Raw genomic sequence first — 20,828 nt, forward strand, 5'->3', positions numbered from 1 at the left:
GACCGGCGAGCGGCCGGTTGTCGACTTCCAAGGCCGCCGTGCCCTGACGGCGGCCGATCTGGTTAATCTGTTTATCTGGATGTGTGTTCTACGGTTTCAAAAGCATTCGACGCTGCCCCTTATCCCGGTCAGCACGCCTACACAATCGCGCCGTGCGTCCGGTGCCGCGTGCGACGCAACGTGCACGCGCACGGTCCGTACGCGTTCGTGTACCGGTGCGGGCGTCGCGTCGGGTACCGGAGCCTTGCCGAGCAGCGTCAGCTTGGTCGCGCCATCGGTCGTCAGCGTCTTCTGGTCGACCTGGTTGCGCAGCACGAGCGACAGCGTGCCGACGCTGCGCGCGAGGTCGAGGCGTTCGGCCTGATCGGGCGTGACTTCGAGCGTCACCGCGTTGACGACCTTCGGTGCGGTATCGTCGCGGCTGACCTGCTGCGCGACGGCCAGCACCAGGATGTGCTCGAGCACGATCTTGGAGATGCTCTGCCCGTCGGTCTTGCCCTGCTGTTCCTGCGTGTTGACGATCACGTCGACGTAGTTGCCCGGCAGCGCGAAGCCCGCGACGCCCACCACGTCGTTCACCCGCACCGTGATCGCACGGCTGCCGTCGGCGATCACGGCGGACAGCCCGCCCTTCGTGCCGACCGGCGCGAGTTTCGACTCGATCACCGGTTCGCCGCGTGCGAGGCTCGTACGCACGACGCGCCCTTCGAGTTCCTTCGTGTCGGTGAACGCGCCGGTCGGCACGCTGCCCGACGGCCAGCTCACCATGCGGATCTGGTTCGGCCCGAGCGGCTCGCCCAGGTTCAGGTCGGTGGTCGCCACCGCGACCGACGTGACCGAGCTGCTGGATGTATTCATCAACCAGCGGGACGCGAACACGACCGCGGCAAGGCCCGCGACCATCGCGACGATCAGCATCATGAGCGCTCGACTGTTTTTCATGGCAATGCTCCTCAACGAATCGTGAAAGAAACGGCTCAACCGGTTATGTACGTGTGACCGCCGTGCTCGGCTGGCGGCAGATATCCGCCGTCGCGCTCGGGCGCGGTGCCGAAATAACTGGCCCATGCGTCATGCAGCGCGTCGTGCGTCACCTCGAGCGGATCGCCGCGATACCGCGCGCCGGCGGCGACGAGGCGCAGCAGATCCATCGGGAAGCATGCGAGATATGCCTTGCCGGTCGGCAGGTGCAGCCGGTGCAGCAGATAGTCGAAGGCGTCCTGCGTCGACACCAGTCCGAGCGACTCGCATGCGGCGTCGAACACCGCGCGGTAGTGGTCGATCGACAGCGCGCCGACGTGAAGCTTTGAACCGAGCCGGCGCAGGAATGCGTCGTCGGCGAACTGTTCCGGCGCCAGGTTGCTCGAGAACACCGGCCAGACGTCGAACGGCAGCACGAATCGATTGCCGGATTCGAGCGTCAGGAAATCCACGCCTCGATCGAGCGGACGCAGCCAGCGGTTGAGCAGGTCGCGCGGCTCGACACGCTGGCGGCCGAGATCGTCGATGATGTACATGCCCATGTTCGCCTTCATGTGCGGCGGCGCCTGGTAGAAGCCCGCCGCGTCATCGCGGCGCAGGTCGAGTTCGTCAAGCGTCAGCTCGCCGCCGGACATCACGACCGGCCTCTCGCACAGGCGCCAGCGGCGATCGACCGACTGGCCCTCCGTTTGCAACGGCGCGTCGACATGCACGAGCGGATCGTAGATCTGGATGACTTCCCCGGCCGCATAGATCGCATACGGCACCGGTACGTGGCCGCCCATCAACGCGCCGAGCCGCTCGGCGAGGAAGGTCTTGCCGCTGCCGGCGGGGCCGTAGATCAGCAGCGGACGGCCGGAGTTCAGCGCGGCGGCCGCCGAGTCGAGTACCGACGTGTCCATCACGATGCCTTCGAATACGGCCCACACGTCTTTCTGAGCCACGTGCAGCTTGCGCACCGAATGGGTGGACACGCAGTCGAGATACGCGTCGAGCGTCACCGGCGCGGGCCCGCTGTAAGTGCTGCGCGCACACTCTTCGAGTGCGGCCACGCGGCCCGCGTCGGTCAGGCGGAACGTCACGTCGAGATCCGTCTTGCCGCGATGGGTGAGTTCGACCAGATGCTCGCGCACCAGGAACGCGAAGACGTCGTCGAGCACCGCGAGCGGCAGGCAGTGGCGCTCGATGAGGTCGCCGTAGGACGGACGGCCGAGCACCAGCGTCGACTTCAGCACGAGCCCTGCGACGAACGCCTGGCTCAGTCCGGTTTCCTCGAGCGAGCGCGGCGCGGCAGGCAACTGCGTGCCCGGCTTCGCATGCGCCTCCCGCAACGGCGACGGATGCGGCAGGTGTGCAACCTGCGCGTCGCGCTTCGGTTCGGTGGGGATCGTGTTCATGTGCGTTTCATCCTCGTTGCGGGTTCGTCGCGCTAGACGCACGAAGCGAACAGCATGCCCAGCGTGCCGGCGGCAATTGCCACGCCATACGGCAACGCGCCGACCGACGCAACTTCTATGGGGCCGTCGGTCGCCCCTGCATACGCGCGGATCGAGCGATGCGCGATCAGCGCCCTGACGTTCGCGCACATCTGGCGCATGCGCCCGCGCAGCAGCACAAGGCCGATCGCGCCGATCCCGCCGGCCAGAAACGTGGCCAGCACGATGTAGAACGCCATCTGTGCGCCGACCCATGCGCCGATCGCCAGCATCAGCTTCACGTCGCCTGCAGCCATTCCGCGCATCAGATAGAACGGCAGCAGCATGCCGAAGCCGGTCGCCGCGCCGGCCAGCCACGCGAGTGCGCCCGCCTGGACCCCGTGCAGCGCGCACTGGGCGATCAGCGCGCCGGCCAGCCCGATCGCGACGAGCCGGTTCGGGATGCGTCGGCTCGTGATGTCCGTGCTGGCCGCGACGACGACGAGCAGCGTCACGCACAACGGGACCGGGTAAGGCAGTGCGGCAGGCAACATGGCGAACCTCGATTGGCTGTAATAGTCGGGATCACTGACCCAGTGCGGTATTGACCGCCGCGGTCACGATCGCCGCGATCATGTTGTACGCGTCTTGAACCGAACCTTTCAGGGTAACCACGCTTCCCAGCACGATGGTGGCGAATACTGCCGCGATCAGCGCGTACTCGATCGACGTCACCCCCTGCTCGTCGCCGATCCATCGCGATACCGCTACCGCACGTCCGCTGGTCCGCATGACAGCCTCCGATTCGGTTGATCGAGAGAGCGGGGAGACTCGCGCAGTGCACCGGCCGAGTCATCCGCCGTTCGCTCCGTTCGACATCTGTTGGTTGAGTGTCCGGCCCTGCACGAGTGACGGGATGGCGACGAACGGGCCGGACCCGCCGTTCGCCGCCCCGCCATTCAGATCGCTGCGTTGAGATCGTCTGCAATCGTATTGAAGACGGTCTTGAGGTCGTTTCCGACCAACGTCAGCGCTGCTACGAGGCCGACTGCAATAAGTGCGGCAATCAGGCCGTATTCGATGGCCGTCACGCCTTGTTCGTCTTGAACGAAACCGCGGATCTTCGTGATGAACGTGGACATGGCTACTCTCCTTTCGCACTACTATAAAAACCCGTTGTCGGGGATCGACGCGGGGAGCGGGTACTGCCGGAACAACTCAAGGATTCGGATGCTGCGCTCAGCGACGCACACGGCAGGGTACGAGCCTGGCCGGGCGAACGATTGTCGGTGAGCTGATGCGTGCGATATGCATGCGCGCTGCGATCTGGCGAACGGTGCGATCGAGCAGAACGGCGAAATAACCGTCCAGGGCATGAATACGGATTGAATGGATGACGCTAACGCGTCGATGCGACTGCGGGTTTTCTTCGCGGCATGCAAGCCGCGACATGTTCTGGTCTTTCATTTTTATTCCCCAAATGCTGTCATGTGATTCTTTTTGCGCGGACGATGCCGTCGCCTATTCGCCCGGTCGACGTTTCCGGCGGTTTCCAAGGCCTGGGCGGCGTATTCCCCGACGCGCCCTCGATCCGTTGCTTTCCGCAGGTGATTGAGTCCGGTCTTGTCAGCCTGTTGTTTCAACCGGTCGTTCATCACGTCGTCGACTGTCGTGCGGACCTTGACGCAAAGAGCAGGCCAGCCGGAGGGAAAACGAGGCGCAGCAAGGGTTCCGTCGATTCATCCGTCGATCGGGTTTCGGCGCGCCGCACAAAATGTTTCAGATTTGATATACGCGTGCCGGCCGGCGCCGCGTGCCGGCAGGGCGCCGTCGTGCTGTGCAAGGGCCCCAAAAAATTTTCTCGGGATTTTCCCGAATCCGGGTCGCGCGTCGCCCGACGCGCATTCCACACACCGCGGGACCGGTGAAAAACACGGAATGTTTCAAGCGAGAAACATCATTTGCGCCGGTACGGATTTCTCAGACGTGAAAAGCCGCTTTTCAGACATGTCGCCGTCGAATCGCCATTTCGCGATTCAGCCCGCGGTTTGCGTCACACGATTTTTTCTCCAACAATGCACTCACCGGACAGCGCCATCGAGCGCGATTCGATCCGGACACACGACAACACAAAATGGCTGCGCAAGACCAGGCAGCCTTCACTGCAAACGGGGCATCATGTACACAGCCAATCGTGGAGTGCGCTATCGCGCCAAACGCTGTGCTCAATGGCTGACAGCTGACCGGATCGTTCCGTACAGCTGCGTCATGCTGCTGCTTTGCGTGGCCTTTCTGATCACCTGGGGCGTCGTTACGGACACCTTCACGTCACAGACGACTGCCCGACCGGGTGTCGACTTCTCCGTCTTCTGGACCGCGTCGCAGCTCGTGCTGCAAGGCCATGCCGCAGCGACCTATGATCCGGTCTTCTTCTCCCATGCCGAGGTAGCGCGGTTCGGTTCCTATATCGGTCACCAATCGCTGCCCTGGCTCTATCCGCCGACGATGCTGCTGTTCATCGCGCCGGTTGCCCTCGTGCCTTTCCTGCCCGCGTATTTCCTCTTTTTTGCGGGCAGCCTTTTATGCTATGCGTATGCCGTCCTGCGACTGTCGGGCCTGCGTGCGCACCTGCCCGTTCCGCGCGCCGCCGCGCTCGCCGTGCTTGCCTATTCGGGCGTGTTCGCGTGCGTCCTGTACGGGCAGAACAGCATCCTGACCGCCGGCATCGCCGCACTCGCGCTGCATTTCCTCGGCCGACGCCCGGTCGTCGCCGGCATGCTGATCGGGTTGCTCGCCATCAAGCCGCAGATGGCGCTGGTGTTTCCGTTCGTGCTGATCGCGACGCGCTCGTGGCGAACCTTCGTGTCGGCAGCGATCACGACCACGCTGTTCACGGGGGCCGGCATTGCACTGACCGGCACGGGCTCCCTGAACGGCCTGGCCCATGCGATGTCGATCGTGCGCGGCATGCATTTCACCCTGCCGGCCTACTGGTTCGTTTCCCCAACGCCGTTTGCGGCGCTACGCCTCGCGGGTGCATCGATTCCGGTCTCGCTTGCCGCACAAGCCGCCGTGGGGCTGCTCGCAATCGCCGCCGCCGTTCAAGTCTGGCGTCGCACGAACGACATGCGGCTGCGCGGCGCGGCGCTGGCGGTCGCCACACTGTTGTCGACACCCTATCTGTGGCATTACGAGCTGGCCTGGCTCGGCATCGCGGTGTTCTGCCTGATCGCCCACGGTCTCGACGAAGGCTGGCTGCCGGGAGATCAGATCGTGATCGTGCTCGCGTGGCTGCTGCCGATATTCGAGGTGTTCAACCGGATCACGAGGCTGCCGCAGATCGGTCCGGTCGTGCTGCTCGCCGTCCTGTTCGTCGTCGTGCGTCGCTCGACCCTCGCGTCGCGGAATGCGCAATGAAATCGCCGCTCTCCCTTCTGCATGTCGATTCGGCCATCGACGCCCATCCGGAACTGCCGATCGCCGGCCCGCGCCGGTTCCCGCATTGGCTCAATCGTGATCGGGTGCGCCTCTATGCGGCAGCGGTACTGTTCACCGAGTTGCTGTTCATCTGTATCTATCTCGCACGCGTGCATGGGTCGCATACGTCCGTGCCCGAACCGCTCGCGCAGGATCTCGCGCCGATCTGGAGCGCCGCACGGCTCGCCGCGCTCGGGCATGCGGTGGACGCATGGCAGTTCTCCTCGCTCTTCGCGATCGAGAAACTCGCGATCCCGATGATGAACGCCGCGGACGGCTCGCTGCCGTGGCTTTATCCGCCGACCATGCTGCTGTTGGTGCTGCCGCTCGGCTGGATGCCTTACCTGCTCGCGGCGGTGCTGTGGCTCGGCGTGACCTACATGCTGTTCGCGGTGACGATCCGCGCCACCGTGCAGCGCGATGCCGCGCTGCTCTGCGCGCTCGCGTTCCCCGGCGCGTTCCTCACGGTGATCGTCGGGCAGACGAGCCTGCTGACCGCGACGCTCGCCGGCGTCGGACTGTTGACGCTGAATCGCCGCCCCGTTATCGCCGGCATCTGCTTCGGTTTGCTGACGATGAAACCGCAGATGGCGGTCCTGTTCCCGCTCGCGCTGCTTTGCGCCGGACAATGGCGCGCACTGGCCGCATGGGCCGCGACGATCGCCGTCGGCGTCGTACTGACGACGCTTGCGTTCGGGATCGAGTCGTGGATCGCGTTCGTGCACGGCATCAACGACGCGTATCAGATGGTCGACGCGGGCCACGTCAAGCTCGCGCGCATGCCGACCGTGTTCGCGCTCGCCACCCTCGCCGGCTGGCCCGCCTATGTCGCGCGCGGCCTGCAGCTGCTGTCGGCCGCGGCCGCCGCGATCGCCGTCGTGTACGCGTGGCGTGGCGCGTGTTCGTACGCGCTGCGCGCCGCCACGCTCGCCTGCGCATGCCTGATCGTCAGCCCGTACCTGTACGACTACGACCTGACCTGGTACGGGCTCGTGATCGCGTGGTATGCGCGCTATGCGTGGACGCACGGCTGGCGACGCTTCGATCGCGAATGGCTGATGCTGATGTGGGCGACGCCGCTCGCCGGTCTCGCGATCGTCACGCATCTGTCGTTCCAGTTCATGCCGCTCGTCACGCTGGCGTCGCTGGCGCTGCTCGTCAGCCGGATTGCGCAAGAAAGACACGACGTGCCGTCGATGCCCGACGCACACGACAACTCGACCGAGACCGGGTTCCCGCATCCGGTCCGCTCACACCACCGCCCGGCGCACGGACTGCGCCGCGCCGGCCGCCCCACCTTCGGTGCCGGCCGCTGATACGCACGTCTTACAGGGGAACTCATCATGCGCGAACCACTCTACACACCGCTCGTCTCGCTGGTCGTACCGTTCTACAACGAAGGCGAGGCCGTCGAACGCTTCTTCGACGTCGTGATTCCGCTGATGGCCGGTCTCGATGCGATCCGCTTCGAGATCGTCTGCGTAAACGACGGTAGCCGCGACGACACGCTCGAGCGCCTGATCCGGGTCAGCATGACCGACCGCCGCGTGCGCGTCATCGATCTCACCCGCAACTTCGGCAAGGAAGCGGCGCTGACGGCCGGCCTCGACGAGGCGGGCGGCGACGCGGTGATTCCGCTCGACGCCGACCTGCAGGATCCGCCGAGCCTGATTCCGGTGATGCTCGAGCACTGGCGCAACGGTGTGGAAGTCGTCGCCGCGAAGCGCAGCAATCGCGCATGCGATTCGTTCTCGAAGCGCACCGCCGCCGCGATCTACTACCGCGTGCACAACCTGCTGTCGGACGTGAAGCTGCCGGAGAACGTCGGCGACTTCCGGCTGATGGACCGCAAGGTCGTGAATGCGCTGCGCAGCCTGCCCGAGCGTCATCGCTTCATGAAGGGGCTGTTCGCGTGGGTCGGCTACCAGACCGTGATCATCGAGTATCAGCGCGAAGCGCGCAGCGCCGGGCACTCGAAGTTCTCCGGCTGGAAGCTGTGGAACTTCGCGCTCGAAGGAATCACAAGCTTCAGCACCGTGCCGCTGCGCAGCTGGACCTACATCGGCCTCGGTATCGCCGCGCTCGCATTCCTGTACGGCGCGTTCATCGTGGGCCGCACGCTGCTGTTCGGCAACCCGGTGCTCGGCTATCCGTCGCTGCTGTCGGTGACGCTGTTCATCGGCGGGATCGAGCTCGTCGGCATCGGCGTGGTCGGCGAGTACATCGGACGCATCTATGACGAGTCGAAGCAACGCCCCGTCTATCTGATTCGCCGTCGCTACCAGACGCACGCCAAGGTGATCGAACTTCCGGTCGCGCGCGATGCGCGGCGCCCTAACGCACGCCGCCGCGCGCAGCCGGCCCGCGTGCGGGTGGGTGAGCGCTGAAGCGCGGAGGTAGCGATGTTCGAGCTGCTTTACGCCGAGCGCGTGCGGCTGGCGCGCTTCGGCCTGTCCGGGCTCGGCTCGACCGCGCTGCACGTGCTGATCGCATCCGCGATGTACGCGCTGTTCGATGCGACTCAGGTGATCGCCAACGCCGTCGCGTTCGTCTGCGCGACGGCGTTCTCGTATCTCGCGAACACGCTGTGGAGCTTCTCGTCGACCGTGCATTCGCGCAACCTGCTGCGCTATCTGACCGCCGCGCTGGCCGGCTTCGCCGAAACGATGCTGCTCGCGCGCACCGCCGAACTGCTCGACGTGCCTCGCGGCTGGGCCATCGTCGCGATCGCGCTGCTGATCCCGCCGACGATGTTCGTGATGCACCGGTTGTGGACGTATCGGTGAAGCGTCGACATCCGCTCGCACGCAACCGACATCCGTCGGCAGTGGGGTCAAAGCATTCACCGATTGGTCACGGAACCATCGCACCCGAGGCGAGCGACGCCTGTTAGCATGGTGCGTGGCCGACCAGAATCGGGACGCTGCCGGATTGATGTCGCGCAGCGTGGTGTTCTGTCGGTCAGTCGCTCCCCGTATCGGCCGTGCCGGGGCACGCCGACGCGGACGCATCCCGCGGCACGCATCGTGCGCTGCCGCCCGCATTCGCCGTCCATCCAGCGGCCGGGCTCGCCGCATGCTGTCGCGCGAGCTGCCGGCACGAGATCCGTCCATGCCCAGGAAAAAATCCAGCCTCTGGCTGCGGCCGTTCGATCTGCTTTCCGCCGCGGCGACTACGCGCCCCAAAAGGAAGACGGCCAAACCGGCGCCGTCCACCCAGCGCGCGGCCACCGCCCGAACCACGCGTCGCGTGCGCGCGCCGGCGCCGCCCGCACGGACATCGCCACACCAGGCACCCGGCACGTGGCTGCGCTCGTTTCATTCCGCGCGCCCGGCCGCCGGCCGCCTCGTCAACCATCTCGCCTACGCGCTGTACCTGCCCACCGCTTCGGCGGCGAGTGACGGCATGCCCGTCGTCGTGATGCTGCACGGCTGCAAGCAGTCGGCCGAGTCGTTTGCCGCGGGCACGCGCATCTGCCGCATCGCCGAGCGCGCCGGGTTTGCCGTGCTGTTTCCCGAACAGGCGAAGACAGCCCATTCGCATCGCTGCTGGAACTGGCATGGCGATGAGTCGCAGTCGGAGGCCCCGGCGATCGCGTCACTGATCGACGCGATCGTGCGGGCGCGCGGGTTCGACCGCGACCGGATCTACCTGGCCGGCATGTCGGCCGGCGCGGGACTGGCGGCACGGCTGGCGATCGAGTCTCCCGATCTGTTCGCGGCCGTCGGCCTGCACTCCGGTCCGGCCATCGCGCCGCCGTTGTCGACGATGGCCGCGATGAGCCTGATGCGCCGCGGCCTGCGCGACGATCCGATAAGCGTCGTCGACGCCTGCGTCGACGTGGGAGCTTATCCCGGCATGCCCGCGCTCGTCGTGCATGGCGGACTCGATACGGTCGTCGCCGAGCAAAACGCGCGGCAGCTCGGCGTCGCGTTCGCGCGGATCAATCGGCTCGTCGACGAACAGGGCGAACTGCGTGTCGGCGAGCAACATACCTACGCGCATGACGATGCCGATTACACCGACTATCTGCGCGGCGGCCGGCTGATCGTCCGGGTCTGCATCGTCCGCCGCCTGGCGCACGCGTGGAGCGGCGGCGATCCGCGCGAAGCGTTCCACTCCGCGACGGGGCCGGACGCGACTGCGATGTTCTGGAATTTCTTTCGCAGGCGGCGGCGCAAGCGGGTGCGGTGACGACGCGTCGCCTGTCGCTTATGCCCGTTGCTCGACTGCCGCCGCCGCGTCCGCGCTGCCGTCGGCGCGCCGGATCGGCAGTCGAACGCAGAACGTCGTGCCGTGTCCGGGCTCGCTCGTCACGTCGATCGCCCCGCGATGGCGCTCGACGATGCCGTGCGACACCGACAGCCCCAGCCCCGTGCCCTGCCCGACCGGCTTCGTCGTGAAGAACGGATCGAAGATCCGTCGAACGACGTCGGGCGTCATGCCGGTGCCGGTATCTGTGATCGCGATCGACACCTGTTCGCCGTCGCTCGACGTGCGGATCGTGATCACGCCGCGCGCCGGAATCGCATGTGCCGCGTTGACGAGCAGGTTCATGAATACCTGGTTCAACTGCGACGGAAGACATTCGACCTGCGGCACGTCACCGTACTCCCGGACGATGTCGGCCTTGTACTTGAGTTCGTTGTGTACGACGTTGAGCGTGCTCTCGAGGCCCGCGTGGATATCCACCACGCTCCACTCGCCGCTGCCCGGCCGCGAGAAATCGCGCAGGTCCTGCACGATGCGCCGCACTCGCACCGCGCCGTCGATCGATTCGTCGATCAGCGTCACGATCTCGTCGCGCACGTAGTCCAGATCGGCCTCGCCGCGCATCGCCGTCAGCGCATCGCGCGTCGCCGGTTGCACCTGCGTGAGCGCGGCGTCATGCGCGGCGATCACGTCGAGCAGGCTTCGCACCCACGTCCTGAGCGTATTGAGGTTCGCGCTGATGAAGCCGATCGGATTGTTGATCTCGTGCGCGACGCCGGCCGCGAGCTGGCCGATCGACGCGAGTTTTTCCGATTGCAGCAACTGCACGTGGGTTTCCTCGAGCGCCCGCAGCAGGCGCCGCTGTTCGTCCTTCTCCTGTTCGAGCCGACTCTGCGCCGCCCGGCGCTCGTCGATTTCGGTCGCCATGTTCTCGCGCGTGCGTTGCAGCATCGCCGTCGTCTGCTCGTAGCGCCGCAACGCCGTTTCGAGTTCCGCGGTCCGCAATCGCACCAGCCGTTCGAGCGTGTCCGTCATGCCGCGCAGAAAGGTCGTGCGCGCATCGAAGCGGCAGACGAGCAGCGTGACGATCAGCGTCGCCATCGTGAACAGCGCGATGGTCGTCGCGAGCCACGGCGCATCGATGCCGTTCGCGGCGCCGCAGCGCGCATCCGGCGCGAAATGCGCGGCCGCCATCGCGGTGTAGTGCATGCCCGTGATGGCGATGCCCATGATCAGCGCGGCGCCGATGCGTTGCGCGGTCGCATGGCGCGCCTGTTGCGCGCGCAACGTCTGCGCCATCCAGAGCGCGACGGTCGATGCGATCACCGCGACGCCGATCGACGCCGCGAACAGCGCGGGATCGTAGCGGATGCCGGGCGCCATGCGCATCGCGGCCATGCCCGTGTAATGCATGCCGACGATTCCGGCGCCCATCAGCATGCCGCCCGCCAGCAGGCGCCGGCGGCTCAACCGCGCGCGCGTGACGACGTTCAGCGCGAAATACGACACGAGCACCGCGATCGCCAGCGACGCGCCGGTATCCGGCAGCGCATAGCCGAGCGGGATCGGCAGCGACAGCGCCAGCATGCCGACGAAATGCATCGACCAGATTCCGGTGCCCATCGCGGCCGCGCCGCCGGCCAGCCACGCGCGCTTGAGCGTCGGATTGTCGAGCAGCGAAATGAACGCGGCCAGGTCGAGCGCCGTATAGGACGCCAGCGTCGCGATGACGAGCGACAGCAGGACAAGCAGCAGGTTGTAGGTGCCATGCATGATCGAGCGCCCCAGTCGAAATGAACGCGTTGCGGCGACGCGCGACCGATCGCGCGCCATGGCCCGTCCGGCGCAGCGTCAGGCAGGCGACGTGCCGGCCGGCGCCTGCGTCGATGCGGCGGCGCCGGTCATCACGAGAATGTCGAACGTCGTGCCTTCGCGTGCCTCGAAACGGCGCACGAGCTCGATCTGGTGCGCCGACATCACGCTGCCCTTCGTCATCAACAGCACCCCGCGATGCGTGCGCAGATCGTCCGCGAGCTGCATCCCCTCGCGCAGTTGTTCGGACCGGATCTCAGCGACGGACGCCGCGATGCGCAGGCTTGCCGGATCCCGCATCAGTTCGATGAAGCGCGCGACGAGCAGCGGGTCGTAACGCACGCCGGCCTGAGAGTGCAGGACGTCGATCGACTGCTCGACCGAATGCGGCGAACCGATCTCGCCGTTGCGCAACCCTTCGAAATCGCGCGCGATCGCGACGATCCGCGAGCCGAGCGGAATCGCGTCGCCCGCGAGCCCGTCCGGCGTGCCGCGTCCATTGAATCGCTCGTACTGGTGCAGCACGATCGACGCGACCTTGTGCAATTGCGCAACCGGCGTGAGCACCATCTGCGCACGCAGCGGGTGCTGCTGGAACAGGCTGTGTTCGTCCGTCGTCATCTTCACGAGCGGCTTGTGCAACAGCTCGTCGGGCAGCGACAGCTTGCCGATGCCGTGCAGCAGTCCCGCAAAATACACGTCCTGCGCGTGCAGGCTGCTCATCCCCGCCGACAGCGCGAGACGGCGCGCGATCTCGCCGACGCGCATCGCATGCCCGCTCGCCGACCCGCAGCGCATCTCGATCATGCTCGCGCAGACCTGCACCATCGCGGTGAAGCTGCTTTTCAGGTCGTGCTGCGCCGCCTCGAGAAACATTACGGTTTGCCCAAGCTCCTCGGTGCGCGCGCGAACCTGTGTTTCGAGTTCCGTATTGAAGCGGCGCAGCGTTTCGTTCTGCGCTTCGGTCAGCGCGGCCAGCCGCGCGGCCTCGCCCCGAAGGCGCCGCTGTTCGAGCGCCTGCTCGATGGTCATCAGCAGGTCATGATCGTCCCACGGCTTGTTCAGGTAGCGATACACGCCGCCTTCGTTGACGGCCTCCACGATCGACGCGATGTCGGAATAGCCGGTCAGCAGGATGCGCATCGTGTCCGGGTAAAGCGCGCGAGCGCGGGCGAGAAACGCCGCGCCACTCAGGTTCGGCATGCGCATGTCCGACACGATCAGGTCGACTTCGGTCGACGCCAGGATGTCGAGCGCGGCCTCTCCGCTTTCGGCGGTCAGGATGGTGTAGCGCGCGGGCCGCAACACGCGCTTGAGCGCGGACAGCACGCTCGGCTCGTCGTCGACCAGCAGGATCGACGGGGCGGCCGCGGGGATGTCGGATGCGGCCTCGGCGATCGTTTCGGGTGGTGCATCATTCGTTCCGTTTATCGCGGATGTCGTCATGGCTGTCCTCGGATTGTTTATCTTCACTACCTCTGTGACATCGGCTCGTGCCGCGTATTCCACATTAGGGAAAACGCTGACGCGCATGGGCCGATCAGCGGCACCCATCGCACGGTCGGCCGGGCGCGAGCCGGCCATCCGGAACACGTGATGCGGACTTCCGGTATCGTTGCGGGACGCGTCGATCATGGCGCGCCCTGTCGCATCATTCACACCGCATGGAGCATTCATGATTCTGGAAATGGCATCGCTCGAAATCGATCCGTCGCTGGCCGAGCAATTCGAAGCTGCGGTTCGCCAGGCACTCCCGCTGTTCGCCCGCGCGCACGGCTGCGGCGGCGCCGAGCTGCACCGCGTGATCGAGCGCAGCGGCGGCTACCTGCTCGTCGTCAAATGGGACACCGTCGACGATCACATGGTGCGTTTCCGGCAATCGGACGACTTCCAGGCGTGGCGTCAGCTGGCTGGGCCGTTCTTCAAGAGCCCGCCGCAAGTCGTGCATACGGAAGTCGCGGTGAAGTAGTCGAGACGAAGCAACCGCCGCAACGAGCCAACCGATCCGTCACGGATGATGCTGCCTCGGCGCGCTGACCGTTCGCCGTTCCCGCACATCCGATTCCTTACGAGTCCTTTCATGACCGTCGACCCTTCCGTCCTCTCCGCATTCACTCCGACCGGCAAGCTGCGCGCGTCGATCAATCTCGGCAATCCGATCCTCGCGAACCGCGACCCAGCCACGGGCGAGCCGTTCGGCGTATCGATCGACCTCGCGCGTGCGTTTGCCGAGCGGCTGTCGGCCGAGCTCGAACTCGTCGTGTTCGACGCCGCCGGCAAGTCGGTGCAGGCGCTGACCGAAGAGCGCGCCGATTTCGGCTTCTTCGCGGTCGATCCGCTGCGCGGCGAAACGGTCGCGTTCACCGCACCGTACGTGCTGATCGAAGGCTTCTATCTGGTGCGCGACGATTCGCCGATCCGCGGCAACGCGGACGTCGACCAGCCGCACAACCGCGTGGCCGTCGGCAAGGGCAGCGCGTACGACCTGTTCCTCACGCGCGAACTGAAAGCCGCGCAGATCGTGCGCGCGCCGACATCGCAGGCCGTGGTGTCGACGTTCGTCGAGCAGCAGCTCGAAGTCGCGGCGGGCGTGAAGCAGCAGCTCGAGGCCGACGCGGCGAAGACGACGGGCCTGCGCCTGCTCGACGAGCGCTTCATGGTGATCCGCCAGGCGATGGGCGTGCCGAAGAGCCGCGGCGAAGCGGCCGCCGCGTTGCTCGGCACGTTCGTCGAGGAGATGAAGGCGTCGGGCTTCGTCGCGGATTCGCTGCGGCGGCATGGAATCGTCGGTGCGTCGGTCGCACCGCGTGCCTGATCGACGCACACGTCAAGTCATCCTGACGATGCCGGCGCGTGAGATCGGTGCTGCCAGTCGCCCCCCGCGCCACCTCGTACTCGACACGTCGCTCGCGGGGCTGAACTTCGTCATCGACGGGATCCGGCGCGTCGCACGCGACGATCTTTCCGTACGGTCCGTTCACGGCCGGTGACGGAAAGACCGTGATGCCGGGGCTGCGCGAAATCGGCTATGCCGATGAAAAAGATTCACACGTCACATGCCACCGGTGCGGTCTGACCGGTCCTTTCCGCGCTGAGCGAAGTGTTCGAGAAAAAGGGTTCCGTGCAGATTTCCGCTGATGTGCTGTTCGCCTCGTTTGCGGCGCACTCGCACGATAACCAACTGCACTGAAGCGTGATCGCGTGTAACCACGTACGTGCGCACAGGTACCACGCTGCCGATGGTGACATAAAATAGAACGTACTCCAGACTGAAAAAGGGGGCCGACATGAGGCGCCTCTATTTCCTCGTACCCGACACGCGGATGGCAAAGGCGGTCGTGGATGACTTGCTCCGCGCGCGCATCATCTGGCGCCATATCCACGTCCTCGCCGATCACAGTGTCACGCTTGAAGAGTTACCCGAAGCGTCTTTGCTGCAAAGCAGCGATGTCGTGCATGCGCTCGAGCGTGGTGTCGCACTCGGCGGCGCGACGGGCGCGCTCATCGGTCTCGTCGCACTCGTATACCCCCCTGCAGAGCTCGTGATCGCGGGCGGCGCCGTCGTCGCATTGACGATGGTGGGAGCGGGCTTCGGCGCGTGGACGGCCGGGATGATCGGCATCGCCGAGCCGAACGCGCGACTCGAGCGGTTTCGTGAAGCGATCAAGGAAGGCCAGATCCTGATCATGGCCGACGTGCCGGCATTGCGAGAGCAGGAAATCGAGCAGATGATCGCCCGACATTTTCCGAATGCGGATCTGGAAGGCGGCGAACCCACGTCACCGGTTTTCCCCTGACACCCGAAAACCGGCCTGCCCGAGTGCTGAGGTTGATCCTTCAGCAAGGAGGTTCTATGGAACTGCACATTCAATCACACCATTGGCAACGGCGCATGCCGGACTGGCTCGCCGCTGCCGTAGCCGGTCTTGCGGGTGGCGCCCTGGTGATCGTGCTCGAATTCTTCTGGTCGACGATGGTGCTCGATGAAAGCCCGTGGCAACCGACCCACAAGATCGCGGCGATGGTGATGGGCCGCGGTGCGCTCGAACAGATGTCGGTGTTCAGCTTCAGCATCGTGGGAATGGCGCTGCTGCTGCACTATGTGCTCGGCGCCATCATGGGGATGATCCTCGCCGCGATCATGGCCCCGTTCCGCTTCGATTCGAGCGTCGGCATGGAGGCCGTCATCGGCCTGGCTTTCGGGATCGTCGCGTACGTATGGAACTTCTACGTGATGACCGCCGTGTTCCCGTGGTTCATCTCGGAGCGGGGATCCGGACCCTTGTTGGCCAACCTGCTGTTCGGTGTGGTGACCGCCGTTGTCTACGGCATGCTCGAACGGCGCAAGCAGAACGCGATGCACTGACACGCCGGTTCGTCGCGCCGCGCGAGACGGCCGCCTCGACAATCCATGCAGAAGGCGGCCGTTTTGCTCGTCGTCGCGGCGGGCGGCATCGTCTGTCGTGCGATGCATGCGGGTATGGGAGCGTGCCTCCCCCCTTGCGCTGCCTTGCACGATGCAAAGGCGCGGACTACCTTTTCTTTAGAGCCGCCGACGACGCTTGGCGAATCGGTGTTGGTGGACTGCCGGCAAAATGTAATACGAAACCCGGCAAGGCGGCACGACGATGCCAGGAGCGCGGGTTGGCGGCTCCGGCGAGTGAGGCGCGGCGAGGCGGCCCATGGCGCTTGCGATTGCCCTGATCGTGATCATCGCATTGGCGGTGGGGTTTCACTTTGCCAGTCCCTGGTGGATCACGCCGATCGCGTCGAACTGGGTGCGCATGGACGACATGCTGACGATCACGCTCGTCATCACCGGCGCATTCTTCATCGCGATCAACCTGTTCATCGCGATCGCACTGATCCGCTACCGCCACCGCGGCGGGCATCGCGCGGCCTACGAGCCGCACAACCGGCGGCTGGAATGGTGGCTGATCGGCCTGACCGCCGTCGGCGTGGCGGCGTTGCTGGCACCCGGTCTCTTCGTCTACGCGGACTACATCCGGCCGCCACGCAACGTGCTGCAGATGGAAGTGCTCGGCCGGCAATGGCAATGGCGCTTCCGCTTCGCCGGCCCCGGCGGCAAGCTGGGCACGACGGACGTGCGCTACGTCAGCAACGACAACCCGTTCGGCCTGAACCCCGCCGACCCCAACGGTCGCGACAACTACCTGATCGAGACGCCCGAGGTCCACCTCCCGTTGAACCGGCCGATCCAGGTTCTGACACGGTCGCTCGACGTACTGCACGACTTCTATGTGCCGCCGTTCCGTGCGCGCATGAACATGGTGCCCGGCATGGTGACGACCTTCTGGTTCACACCGACCAAGGCGGGACGTTACGACATCCTGTGCGCGCAGCTGTGCGGCATCGGGCACTCGAACATGCGCGGCGTGGTGGTGGTGGAAGACGAAGCATCGTTCTCGCGATGGCTGGCGCAGCAGACCACCTTCGCGAAGCGGCAGCAGGCCGGCGTGCAGGCCGCTGCCGCCACGGCAGGCGGCAGCGCCCAGGCGCTCGCCGACCAGGGCAAGGCGCTCGCGGCAGCCAAGGGCTGTTTCGCGTGCCATACCGTGGACGGCAGTCCGCGCGTGGGCCCGACCTGGAAGGGCCTGTACGGCAAGACCGAAACGATGGCCGACGGCAGCACCGCGAAGGTGGACGAAGCCTATCTGCGCGCGTTCATCCGCAACCCGACGGCCCGCGTCGTGAAGGGGTACGCACCGATCATGCCGCATTTCGACCTGAGCGAGCAGGAGCTGACCGCGCTCGTGACCTACATCGAATCGCTAGGCGGCCCGGCCGCCAGCACCGCGGCCAACCGCCAGCCCTAGCGGAGCAGACGCAATGCCCTACGCGCACATGGATCACGTCCCGAAAAGCTTCTGGACCCGCTATGTCTGGAGCCAGGACCACAAGGTCATCGCCGTGCAGTATTCGCTGACGGCCATCGCCATCGGTCTGGTCGGCCTCGTCCTGTCGGACCTGATGCGGTTGCAGCTCGGCTTTCCCGGCAAGTTCAGCTTCATCGACGCCAACCACTACTACCAGTTCGTCACCATGCACGGGATGATCATGGTGATCTACCTGCTGACCGCGCTGTTCCTGGGCGGCTTCGGCAACTACCTGATCCCGCTGATGCTGGGCGCGCGCGACATGGTGTTCCCGTTTCTCAACATGCTGAGCTACTGGGTCTACCTGCTGGCCGTGCTGGTGCTGGTCGCGAGCTTCTTCGTGCCGGGCGGGCCGACCGGCGCGGGCTGGACGCTCTATCCGCCCCAGGCCATCCTGCCCGGCACGCCGGGCGTCGAATGGGGCATCGTGCTGATGCTCGTATCGCTCGCGATCTTCATCGTCGCGGCAACCATGGGCGGCCTGAATTACGTGACCACCACGCTGCAGGCCCGCACCCGCGGCATGACGCTCATGCGCATGCCGCTCACGGTGTGGGGTATCTTCATCGCAACCATCATGGCGCTGCTCGCGTTTCCGGCGCTGTTCGTGTCGGCGGTGATGATGCTGCTCGATCGAACGCTCGGCACCAGTTTCTTTATACCGGCCGTGGTGTCGATGGGGCAATCGCTCAAGCATGCCGGCGGCAGCCCACTGCTGTTCCAGCACCTGTTCTGGTTCTTCGGGCATCCGGAGGTCTACATCGTCGCGCTGCCGGCCTTCGGCATCGCGTCGGACCTCATCAGCACCCATGCGCGCAAGAGCATCTTCGGCTACCGGATGATGGTGTGGGCCATCGTCATCATCGGCGCACTGAGCTTCGTGGTCTGGGCCCACCACATGTTCATCGCCGGCATGGATCCGTACTTCGGCTTCTTCTTCGCCACCACCACGCTCATCATCGCCATCCCGACCGCCCTCAAGGTCTACAACTGGGTGCTGACGCTGTGGCGTGGCGATATCCACCTGACCGTGCCGATGCTGTTTGCCATCGGCTTCATCAGCACCTTCGTGCTGGGCGGGCTGACCGGGCTCTATCTCGGCAACGTGAGCGTGGACATTCCGCTGTCGAACACGTACTTCGTGGTGGCGCACTTCCATATGGTGATGGCCGTGTCGCCGATCCTGGTGGTGTTCGGCGGCATCTACCACTGGTATCCGAAGGTGACCGGCCGCATGCTCGACGACACGCTCGGGCGCGCGCACTTCTGGGCCACCTTCGTCGGCACCTACGCGATCTACTTCCCGATGCACTATCTCGGCATCCTCGGCATGCCTCGGCGGTATTACTCGTACGAGGGTTACAGCTTCATTCCGCACTCGGCTCAGACGCTCAACACCTTCATCACCGTCGTCGCGCTGATCGTGGCGGTGGCGCAGTTGCTGTTCCTGTACAACCTGGCGTGGAGCCTCGTGCGCGGCAAGCGTGCCGACGGCAACCCCTGGCGGGCCACCACGCTGGAATGGCAAACGCCGCAAACGCCGCCGACGCACGGCAACTGGGGCGCCGCGCAACCCGTCGTCTACCGTTGGGCGTACGAATACAGCCCGCCGGGACAAACGGAAGACTTCGTCCCGCAAAACCAGCCGCCCGCGACGGCACCGGAACCGGAACCGCCCCCCCCGACGCTTCAACCCGGCGAGGCACGCAAATGACCACGCTGCCGCGCACCTTCGTTCCCGACACGTCGCCGCCCGTCGTGCCGAATGCGAGCCGCATCGGCCTGATCGTGTTCATGGCCGTGGCAACGGCATTGTTTTCACTGCTGCTGCTCGCTTACGGCATGCGCATGCGCGAGCCCGACTGGCAGCCGATCCCGCATCCCGCGCTGCTGTGGTGGAACACCGGCGCGCTCGCGCTGGCAAGCGTGGCCATGCAGCGTGCCAGGCAGTTGACCGTGCACCGCACGGCGTGGCTGGTATGCGGCGGCGTGCTGGCCGCCGTGTTCGTGATCGGGCAACTGACCGCGTGGCGCATGATGTCGGCGGCCGGGCAGACCCTCATCGCCAATCCTTCCAACAGCTTCCTCTACCTGCTTACCGGCCTGCACGGATTGCACGTGCTCGGCGGGCTGGCGGCCTGGGCCGTGACGATCGCGCAACGCCGGCATATGGACCCGTTCCGGGCTCAACGCGCCATTTCCCTGTGCGCCCTCTACTGGCATTTCCTGCTGGCGGTCTGGCTCGTGCTGCTGGCGGCGATGTGGTGGCTCACCCCCGCGATTGTTGCCACCATCTGCGGGCCGCTATATGGAGCCGCGCCATGACCTCGCCTACGCTCCCGCCCGAATCCGCTGCCCCACCACCCGCCGACGCCGGCCCTGACGGCTGGCGCGGCATCGTCACGGATTGGTCGGCCGACCGCGAAGCCTTCAAGGTGCCGTGGGGCAAGGCGATGATGTGGATCTTCCTGCTGTCGGACACCTTCGTCTTCAGCAGCTTCCTGATCGGCTACATGACGGTGCGCATGTCGACCACGGCGCCGTGGCCCGACACGTCCAAGGTGTTCGGGCTCACCGTGGCGGGCGTCGACGTGCCGTTGCTGCTGATCGCCATCATGACGTTCACGCTGATCACCAGCAGCGGCACCATGGCGATGGCAGTCAATTTCGGCTACCGGCGCAATGCGACGCGCGCCGCCGCACTGTTGCTCGCGACCGCGCTGCTCGGCGTGACCTTCGTGTCGATGCAGGCCTTCGAATGGACCAAGCTGATCGTCCATGAAGGTATTCGCCCGTGGGGCAACCCGCTGGGCGCCACGCAGTTCGGCGCCTGCTTCTTCATGATCACCGGATTCCACGGCTTTCACGTGACCTGCGGGGTGGTCTACCTGCTGCTGATCGCGCGCAAGATCCTGCAGCCGGGGTTCACCGAGCACGGCAACTTCCAGATCGTCGAGATCGCCGGCCTGTACTGGCACTTCGTCGACCTGGTGTGGGTGTTCATCTTCGCGCTGTTCTATTTGTGGTGAGGCAG

General features: G+C 65.7%; 22 protein-coding genes and 1 pseudogene. 14 read left to right on the forward strand and 9 right to left on the reverse strand.

Features of this window, described 5'->3' with window-relative positions:
* Positions 1–96: 96 nt before the first annotated feature.
* The 6 genes from cpaB to WS66_RS33925 form a co-directional block, all read right to left on the reverse strand.
* A complete protein-coding gene (cpaB, locus tag WS66_RS32240; protein ID WP_059599672.1) occupies positions 97–942 on the reverse strand; it encodes a Flp pilus assembly protein CpaB in 846 nt (281 codons plus the stop codon).
* Positions 943–977: 35 nt separating this feature from the next.
* Positions 978–2,378, reverse strand: coding sequence for an ATP-binding protein (locus WS66_RS32245; protein WP_059599673.1), 1,401 nt, complete (start codon positions 2,376–2,378; stop codon positions 978–980).
* 32 nt (positions 2,379–2,410) lie between these two features.
* Positions 2,411–2,950, reverse strand: coding sequence for an A24 family peptidase (locus tag WS66_RS32250; protein WP_059599674.1), 540 nt, complete (start codon positions 2,948–2,950; stop codon positions 2,411–2,413).
* Positions 2,951–2,981: 31 nt separating this feature from the next.
* Positions 2,982–3,188: a Flp family type IVb pilin gene (locus tag WS66_RS32255; RefSeq protein WP_059599675.1), complete on the reverse strand. Its 207-nt coding sequence runs from the start codon at positions 3,186–3,188 to the stop codon at positions 2,982–2,984.
* Positions 3,189–3,355: 167 nt separating this feature from the next.
* Positions 3,356–3,538, reverse strand: coding sequence for a Flp family type IVb pilin (locus WS66_RS32260; RefSeq protein ID WP_059599676.1), 183 nt, complete (start codon positions 3,536–3,538; stop codon positions 3,356–3,358).
* Between the two features lie 97 nt (positions 3,539–3,635).
* On the reverse strand, positions 3,636–3,863 hold the full coding sequence (locus tag WS66_RS33925) for a hypothetical protein (RefSeq protein WP_159086614.1): 228 nt from the start codon (positions 3,861–3,863) through the stop codon (positions 3,636–3,638).
* 711 nt (positions 3,864–4,574) lie between these two features.
* On the opposite strand from WS66_RS33925, the gene WS66_RS32265 reads away from it, so the two are divergent.
* The 5 genes from WS66_RS32265 to WS66_RS32285 all read left to right on the forward strand — a co-directional run bounded on the left by WS66_RS32265 (position 4,575) and on the right by WS66_RS32285 (position 10,067).
* Positions 4,575–5,813: a glycosyltransferase family 87 protein gene (locus WS66_RS32265; protein ID WP_059599677.1), complete on the forward strand. Its 1,239-nt coding sequence runs from the start codon at positions 4,575–4,577 to the stop codon at positions 5,811–5,813.
* Complete coding sequence (locus tag WS66_RS32270; RefSeq protein WP_059599678.1) at positions 5,810–7,189, forward strand: glycosyltransferase family 87 protein; 1,380 nt, start codon at positions 5,810–5,812, stop codon at positions 7,187–7,189. The genes WS66_RS32265 and WS66_RS32270 overlap by 4 nt, the downstream gene beginning before the upstream one ends.
* A gap of 27 nt (positions 7,190–7,216) precedes the next feature.
* A complete protein-coding gene (locus WS66_RS32275; protein ID WP_059599679.1) occupies positions 7,217–8,260 on the forward strand; it encodes a glycosyltransferase family 2 protein in 1,044 nt (347 codons plus the stop codon).
* Positions 8,261–8,275: 15 nt separating this feature from the next.
* Positions 8,276–8,659 (forward strand): GtrA family protein, encoded by a 384-nt coding sequence (locus WS66_RS32280; RefSeq protein WP_059599680.1) that lies wholly within the window; start codon positions 8,276–8,278, stop codon positions 8,657–8,659.
* A 325-nt stretch (positions 8,660–8,984) separates the two neighbouring features.
* Positions 8,985–10,067 (forward strand): extracellular catalytic domain type 1 short-chain-length polyhydroxyalkanoate depolymerase, encoded by a 1,083-nt coding sequence (locus WS66_RS32285; RefSeq protein WP_059599711.1) that lies wholly within the window; start codon positions 8,985–8,987, stop codon positions 10,065–10,067.
* An 18-nt stretch (positions 10,068–10,085) separates the two neighbouring features.
* Here WS66_RS32285 and WS66_RS32290 read toward each other — a convergent pair whose 3' ends face one another.
* Both WS66_RS32290 and WS66_RS32295 read right to left on the reverse strand, forming a co-directional pair.
* A complete protein-coding gene (locus tag WS66_RS32290) occupies positions 10,086–11,858 on the reverse strand; it encodes a histidine kinase (protein ID WP_059599681.1) in 1,773 nt (590 codons plus the stop codon).
* Positions 11,859–11,936: 78 nt separating this feature from the next.
* Complete coding sequence (locus tag WS66_RS32295; protein WP_059599682.1) at positions 11,937–13,343, reverse strand: HD domain-containing phosphohydrolase; 1,407 nt, start codon at positions 13,341–13,343, stop codon at positions 11,937–11,939.
* A gap of 229 nt (positions 13,344–13,572) precedes the next feature.
* Between WS66_RS32295 and WS66_RS32300 the strand changes: the two genes are divergently transcribed.
* The 3 genes and pseudogenes from WS66_RS32300 to WS66_RS34605 all read left to right on the forward strand — a co-directional run.
* Positions 13,573–13,866 carry an antibiotic biosynthesis monooxygenase family protein gene (locus tag WS66_RS32300; RefSeq protein WP_059599683.1) on the forward strand — a complete coding sequence of 98 codons (294 nt, stop codon included), beginning with the start codon at positions 13,573–13,575 and terminating at the stop codon, positions 13,864–13,866.
* 111 nt (positions 13,867–13,977) lie between these two features.
* Positions 13,978–14,712 carry an ABC transporter substrate-binding protein gene (locus WS66_RS32305; protein WP_059599684.1) on the forward strand — a complete coding sequence of 245 codons (735 nt, stop codon included), beginning with the start codon at positions 13,978–13,980 and terminating at the stop codon, positions 14,710–14,712.
* 122 nt (positions 14,713–14,834) lie between these two features.
* Positions 14,835–14,915, forward strand: a pseudogene (locus WS66_RS34605) (CoA transferase); the annotation flags it as partial.
* 34 nt (positions 14,916–14,949) lie between these two features.
* On the opposite strand, the gene WS66_RS33935 reads toward WS66_RS34605, so the two are convergent.
* Positions 14,950–15,186, reverse strand: coding sequence for a hypothetical protein (locus WS66_RS33935; RefSeq protein ID WP_159086615.1), 237 nt, complete (start codon positions 15,184–15,186; stop codon positions 14,950–14,952).
* On the opposite strand from WS66_RS33935, the gene WS66_RS32310 reads away from it, so the two are divergent.
* The 6 genes from WS66_RS32310 (at position 15,185) to WS66_RS32335 (ending at position 20,823) form a co-directional block, all read left to right on the forward strand.
* The gene (locus tag WS66_RS32310; RefSeq protein WP_059599685.1) at positions 15,185–15,694 is read left to right on the forward strand and encodes a hypothetical protein; all 510 of its coding nucleotides are present in this window, start codon (positions 15,185–15,187) and stop codon (positions 15,692–15,694) included. The genes WS66_RS33935 and WS66_RS32310 overlap by 2 nt on opposite strands.
* A 56-nt stretch (positions 15,695–15,750) precedes the next feature.
* Positions 15,751–16,263 (forward strand): hypothetical protein, encoded by a 513-nt coding sequence (locus tag WS66_RS32315; protein WP_044846926.1) that lies wholly within the window; start codon positions 15,751–15,753, stop codon positions 16,261–16,263.
* 316 nt (positions 16,264–16,579) lie between these two features.
* Positions 16,580–17,734, forward strand: coding sequence for a c-type cytochrome (locus WS66_RS32320; RefSeq protein ID WP_059599686.1), 1,155 nt, complete (start codon positions 16,580–16,582; stop codon positions 17,732–17,734).
* Positions 17,735–17,747: 13 nt separating this feature from the next.
* A complete protein-coding gene (ctaD, locus tag WS66_RS32325; RefSeq protein WP_059599687.1) occupies positions 17,748–19,508 on the forward strand; it encodes a cytochrome c oxidase subunit I in 1,761 nt (586 codons plus the stop codon).
* A complete protein-coding gene (locus tag WS66_RS32330) occupies positions 19,505–20,119 on the forward strand; it encodes a cytochrome c oxidase subunit 3 (protein ID WP_059599688.1) in 615 nt (204 codons plus the stop codon). The genes ctaD and WS66_RS32330 overlap by 4 nt, the downstream gene beginning before the upstream one ends.
* Complete coding sequence (locus WS66_RS32335) at positions 20,116–20,823, forward strand: heme-copper oxidase subunit III family protein (protein WP_059599689.1); 708 nt, start codon at positions 20,116–20,118, stop codon at positions 20,821–20,823. Before WS66_RS32330 ends, WS66_RS32335 begins: the two co-directional genes overlap by 4 nt.
* The last annotated feature ends 5 nt before the right edge of the window (positions 20,824–20,828 follow it).

The organism is Burkholderia sp. LA-2-3-30-S1-D2, from assembly GCF_001523915.2.
Classification (GTDB): domain Bacteria; phylum Pseudomonadota; class Gammaproteobacteria; order Burkholderiales; family Burkholderiaceae; genus Burkholderia; species Burkholderia diffusa.

What these genes read in the sequence shown, in the direction of transcription:
- cpaB (WP_059599672.1), bottom strand. Translation starts at nt 942, where the DNA reads ATGAAAAACAGTCGAGCGCTCATGATGCTGATCGTCGCGATGGTCGCG.
- WS66_RS32245 (WP_059599673.1), bottom strand. Translation starts at nt 2,378, where the DNA reads ATGAACACGATCCCCACCGAACCGAAGCGCGACGCGCAGGTTGCACAC.
- WS66_RS32250 (WP_059599674.1), bottom strand. Translation starts at nt 2,950, where the DNA reads ATGTTGCCTGCCGCACTGCCTTACCCGGTCCCGTTGTGCGTGACGCTG.
- WS66_RS32255 (WP_059599675.1), bottom strand. Translation starts at nt 3,188, where the DNA reads ATGCGGACCAGCGGACGTGCGGTAGCGGTATCGCGATGGATCGGCGAC.
- WS66_RS32260 (WP_059599676.1), bottom strand. Translation starts at nt 3,538, where the DNA reads ATGTCCACGTTCATCACGAAGATCCGCGGTTTCGTTCAAGACGAACAA.
- WS66_RS33925 (WP_159086614.1), bottom strand. Translation starts at nt 3,863, where the DNA reads ATGAAAGACCAGAACATGTCGCGGCTTGCATGCCGCGAAGAAAACCCG.
- WS66_RS32265 (WP_059599677.1), top strand. Translation starts at nt 4,575, where the DNA reads ATGTACACAGCCAATCGTGGAGTGCGCTATCGCGCCAAACGCTGTGCT.
- WS66_RS32270 (WP_059599678.1), top strand. Translation starts at nt 5,810, where the DNA reads ATGAAATCGCCGCTCTCCCTTCTGCATGTCGATTCGGCCATCGACGCC.
- WS66_RS32275 (WP_059599679.1), top strand. Translation starts at nt 7,217, where the DNA reads ATGCGCGAACCACTCTACACACCGCTCGTCTCGCTGGTCGTACCGTTC.
- WS66_RS32280 (WP_059599680.1), top strand. Translation starts at nt 8,276, where the DNA reads ATGTTCGAGCTGCTTTACGCCGAGCGCGTGCGGCTGGCGCGCTTCGGC.
- WS66_RS32285 (WP_059599711.1), top strand. Translation starts at nt 8,985, where the DNA reads ATGCCCAGGAAAAAATCCAGCCTCTGGCTGCGGCCGTTCGATCTGCTT.
- WS66_RS32290 (WP_059599681.1), bottom strand. Translation starts at nt 11,858, where the DNA reads ATGCATGGCACCTACAACCTGCTGCTTGTCCTGCTGTCGCTCGTCATC.
- WS66_RS32295 (WP_059599682.1), bottom strand. Translation starts at nt 13,343, where the DNA reads ATGACGACATCCGCGATAAACGGAACGAATGATGCACCACCCGAAACG.
- WS66_RS32300 (WP_059599683.1), top strand. Translation starts at nt 13,573, where the DNA reads ATGATTCTGGAAATGGCATCGCTCGAAATCGATCCGTCGCTGGCCGAG.
- WS66_RS32305 (WP_059599684.1), top strand. Translation starts at nt 13,978, where the DNA reads ATGACCGTCGACCCTTCCGTCCTCTCCGCATTCACTCCGACCGGCAAG.
- WS66_RS32310 (WP_059599685.1), top strand. Translation starts at nt 15,185, where the DNA reads ATGAGGCGCCTCTATTTCCTCGTACCCGACACGCGGATGGCAAAGGCG.
- WS66_RS33935 (WP_159086615.1), bottom strand. Translation starts at nt 15,186, where the DNA reads ATGTCGGCCCCCTTTTTCAGTCTGGAGTACGTTCTATTTTATGTCACC.
- WS66_RS32315 (WP_044846926.1), top strand. Translation starts at nt 15,751, where the DNA reads ATGGAACTGCACATTCAATCACACCATTGGCAACGGCGCATGCCGGAC.
- WS66_RS32320 (WP_059599686.1), top strand. Translation starts at nt 16,580, where the DNA reads ATGGCGCTTGCGATTGCCCTGATCGTGATCATCGCATTGGCGGTGGGG.
- ctaD (WP_059599687.1), top strand. Translation starts at nt 17,748, where the DNA reads ATGCCCTACGCGCACATGGATCACGTCCCGAAAAGCTTCTGGACCCGC.
- WS66_RS32330 (WP_059599688.1), top strand. Translation starts at nt 19,505, where the DNA reads ATGACCACGCTGCCGCGCACCTTCGTTCCCGACACGTCGCCGCCCGTC.
- WS66_RS32335 (WP_059599689.1), top strand. Translation starts at nt 20,116, where the DNA reads ATGACCTCGCCTACGCTCCCGCCCGAATCCGCTGCCCCACCACCCGCC.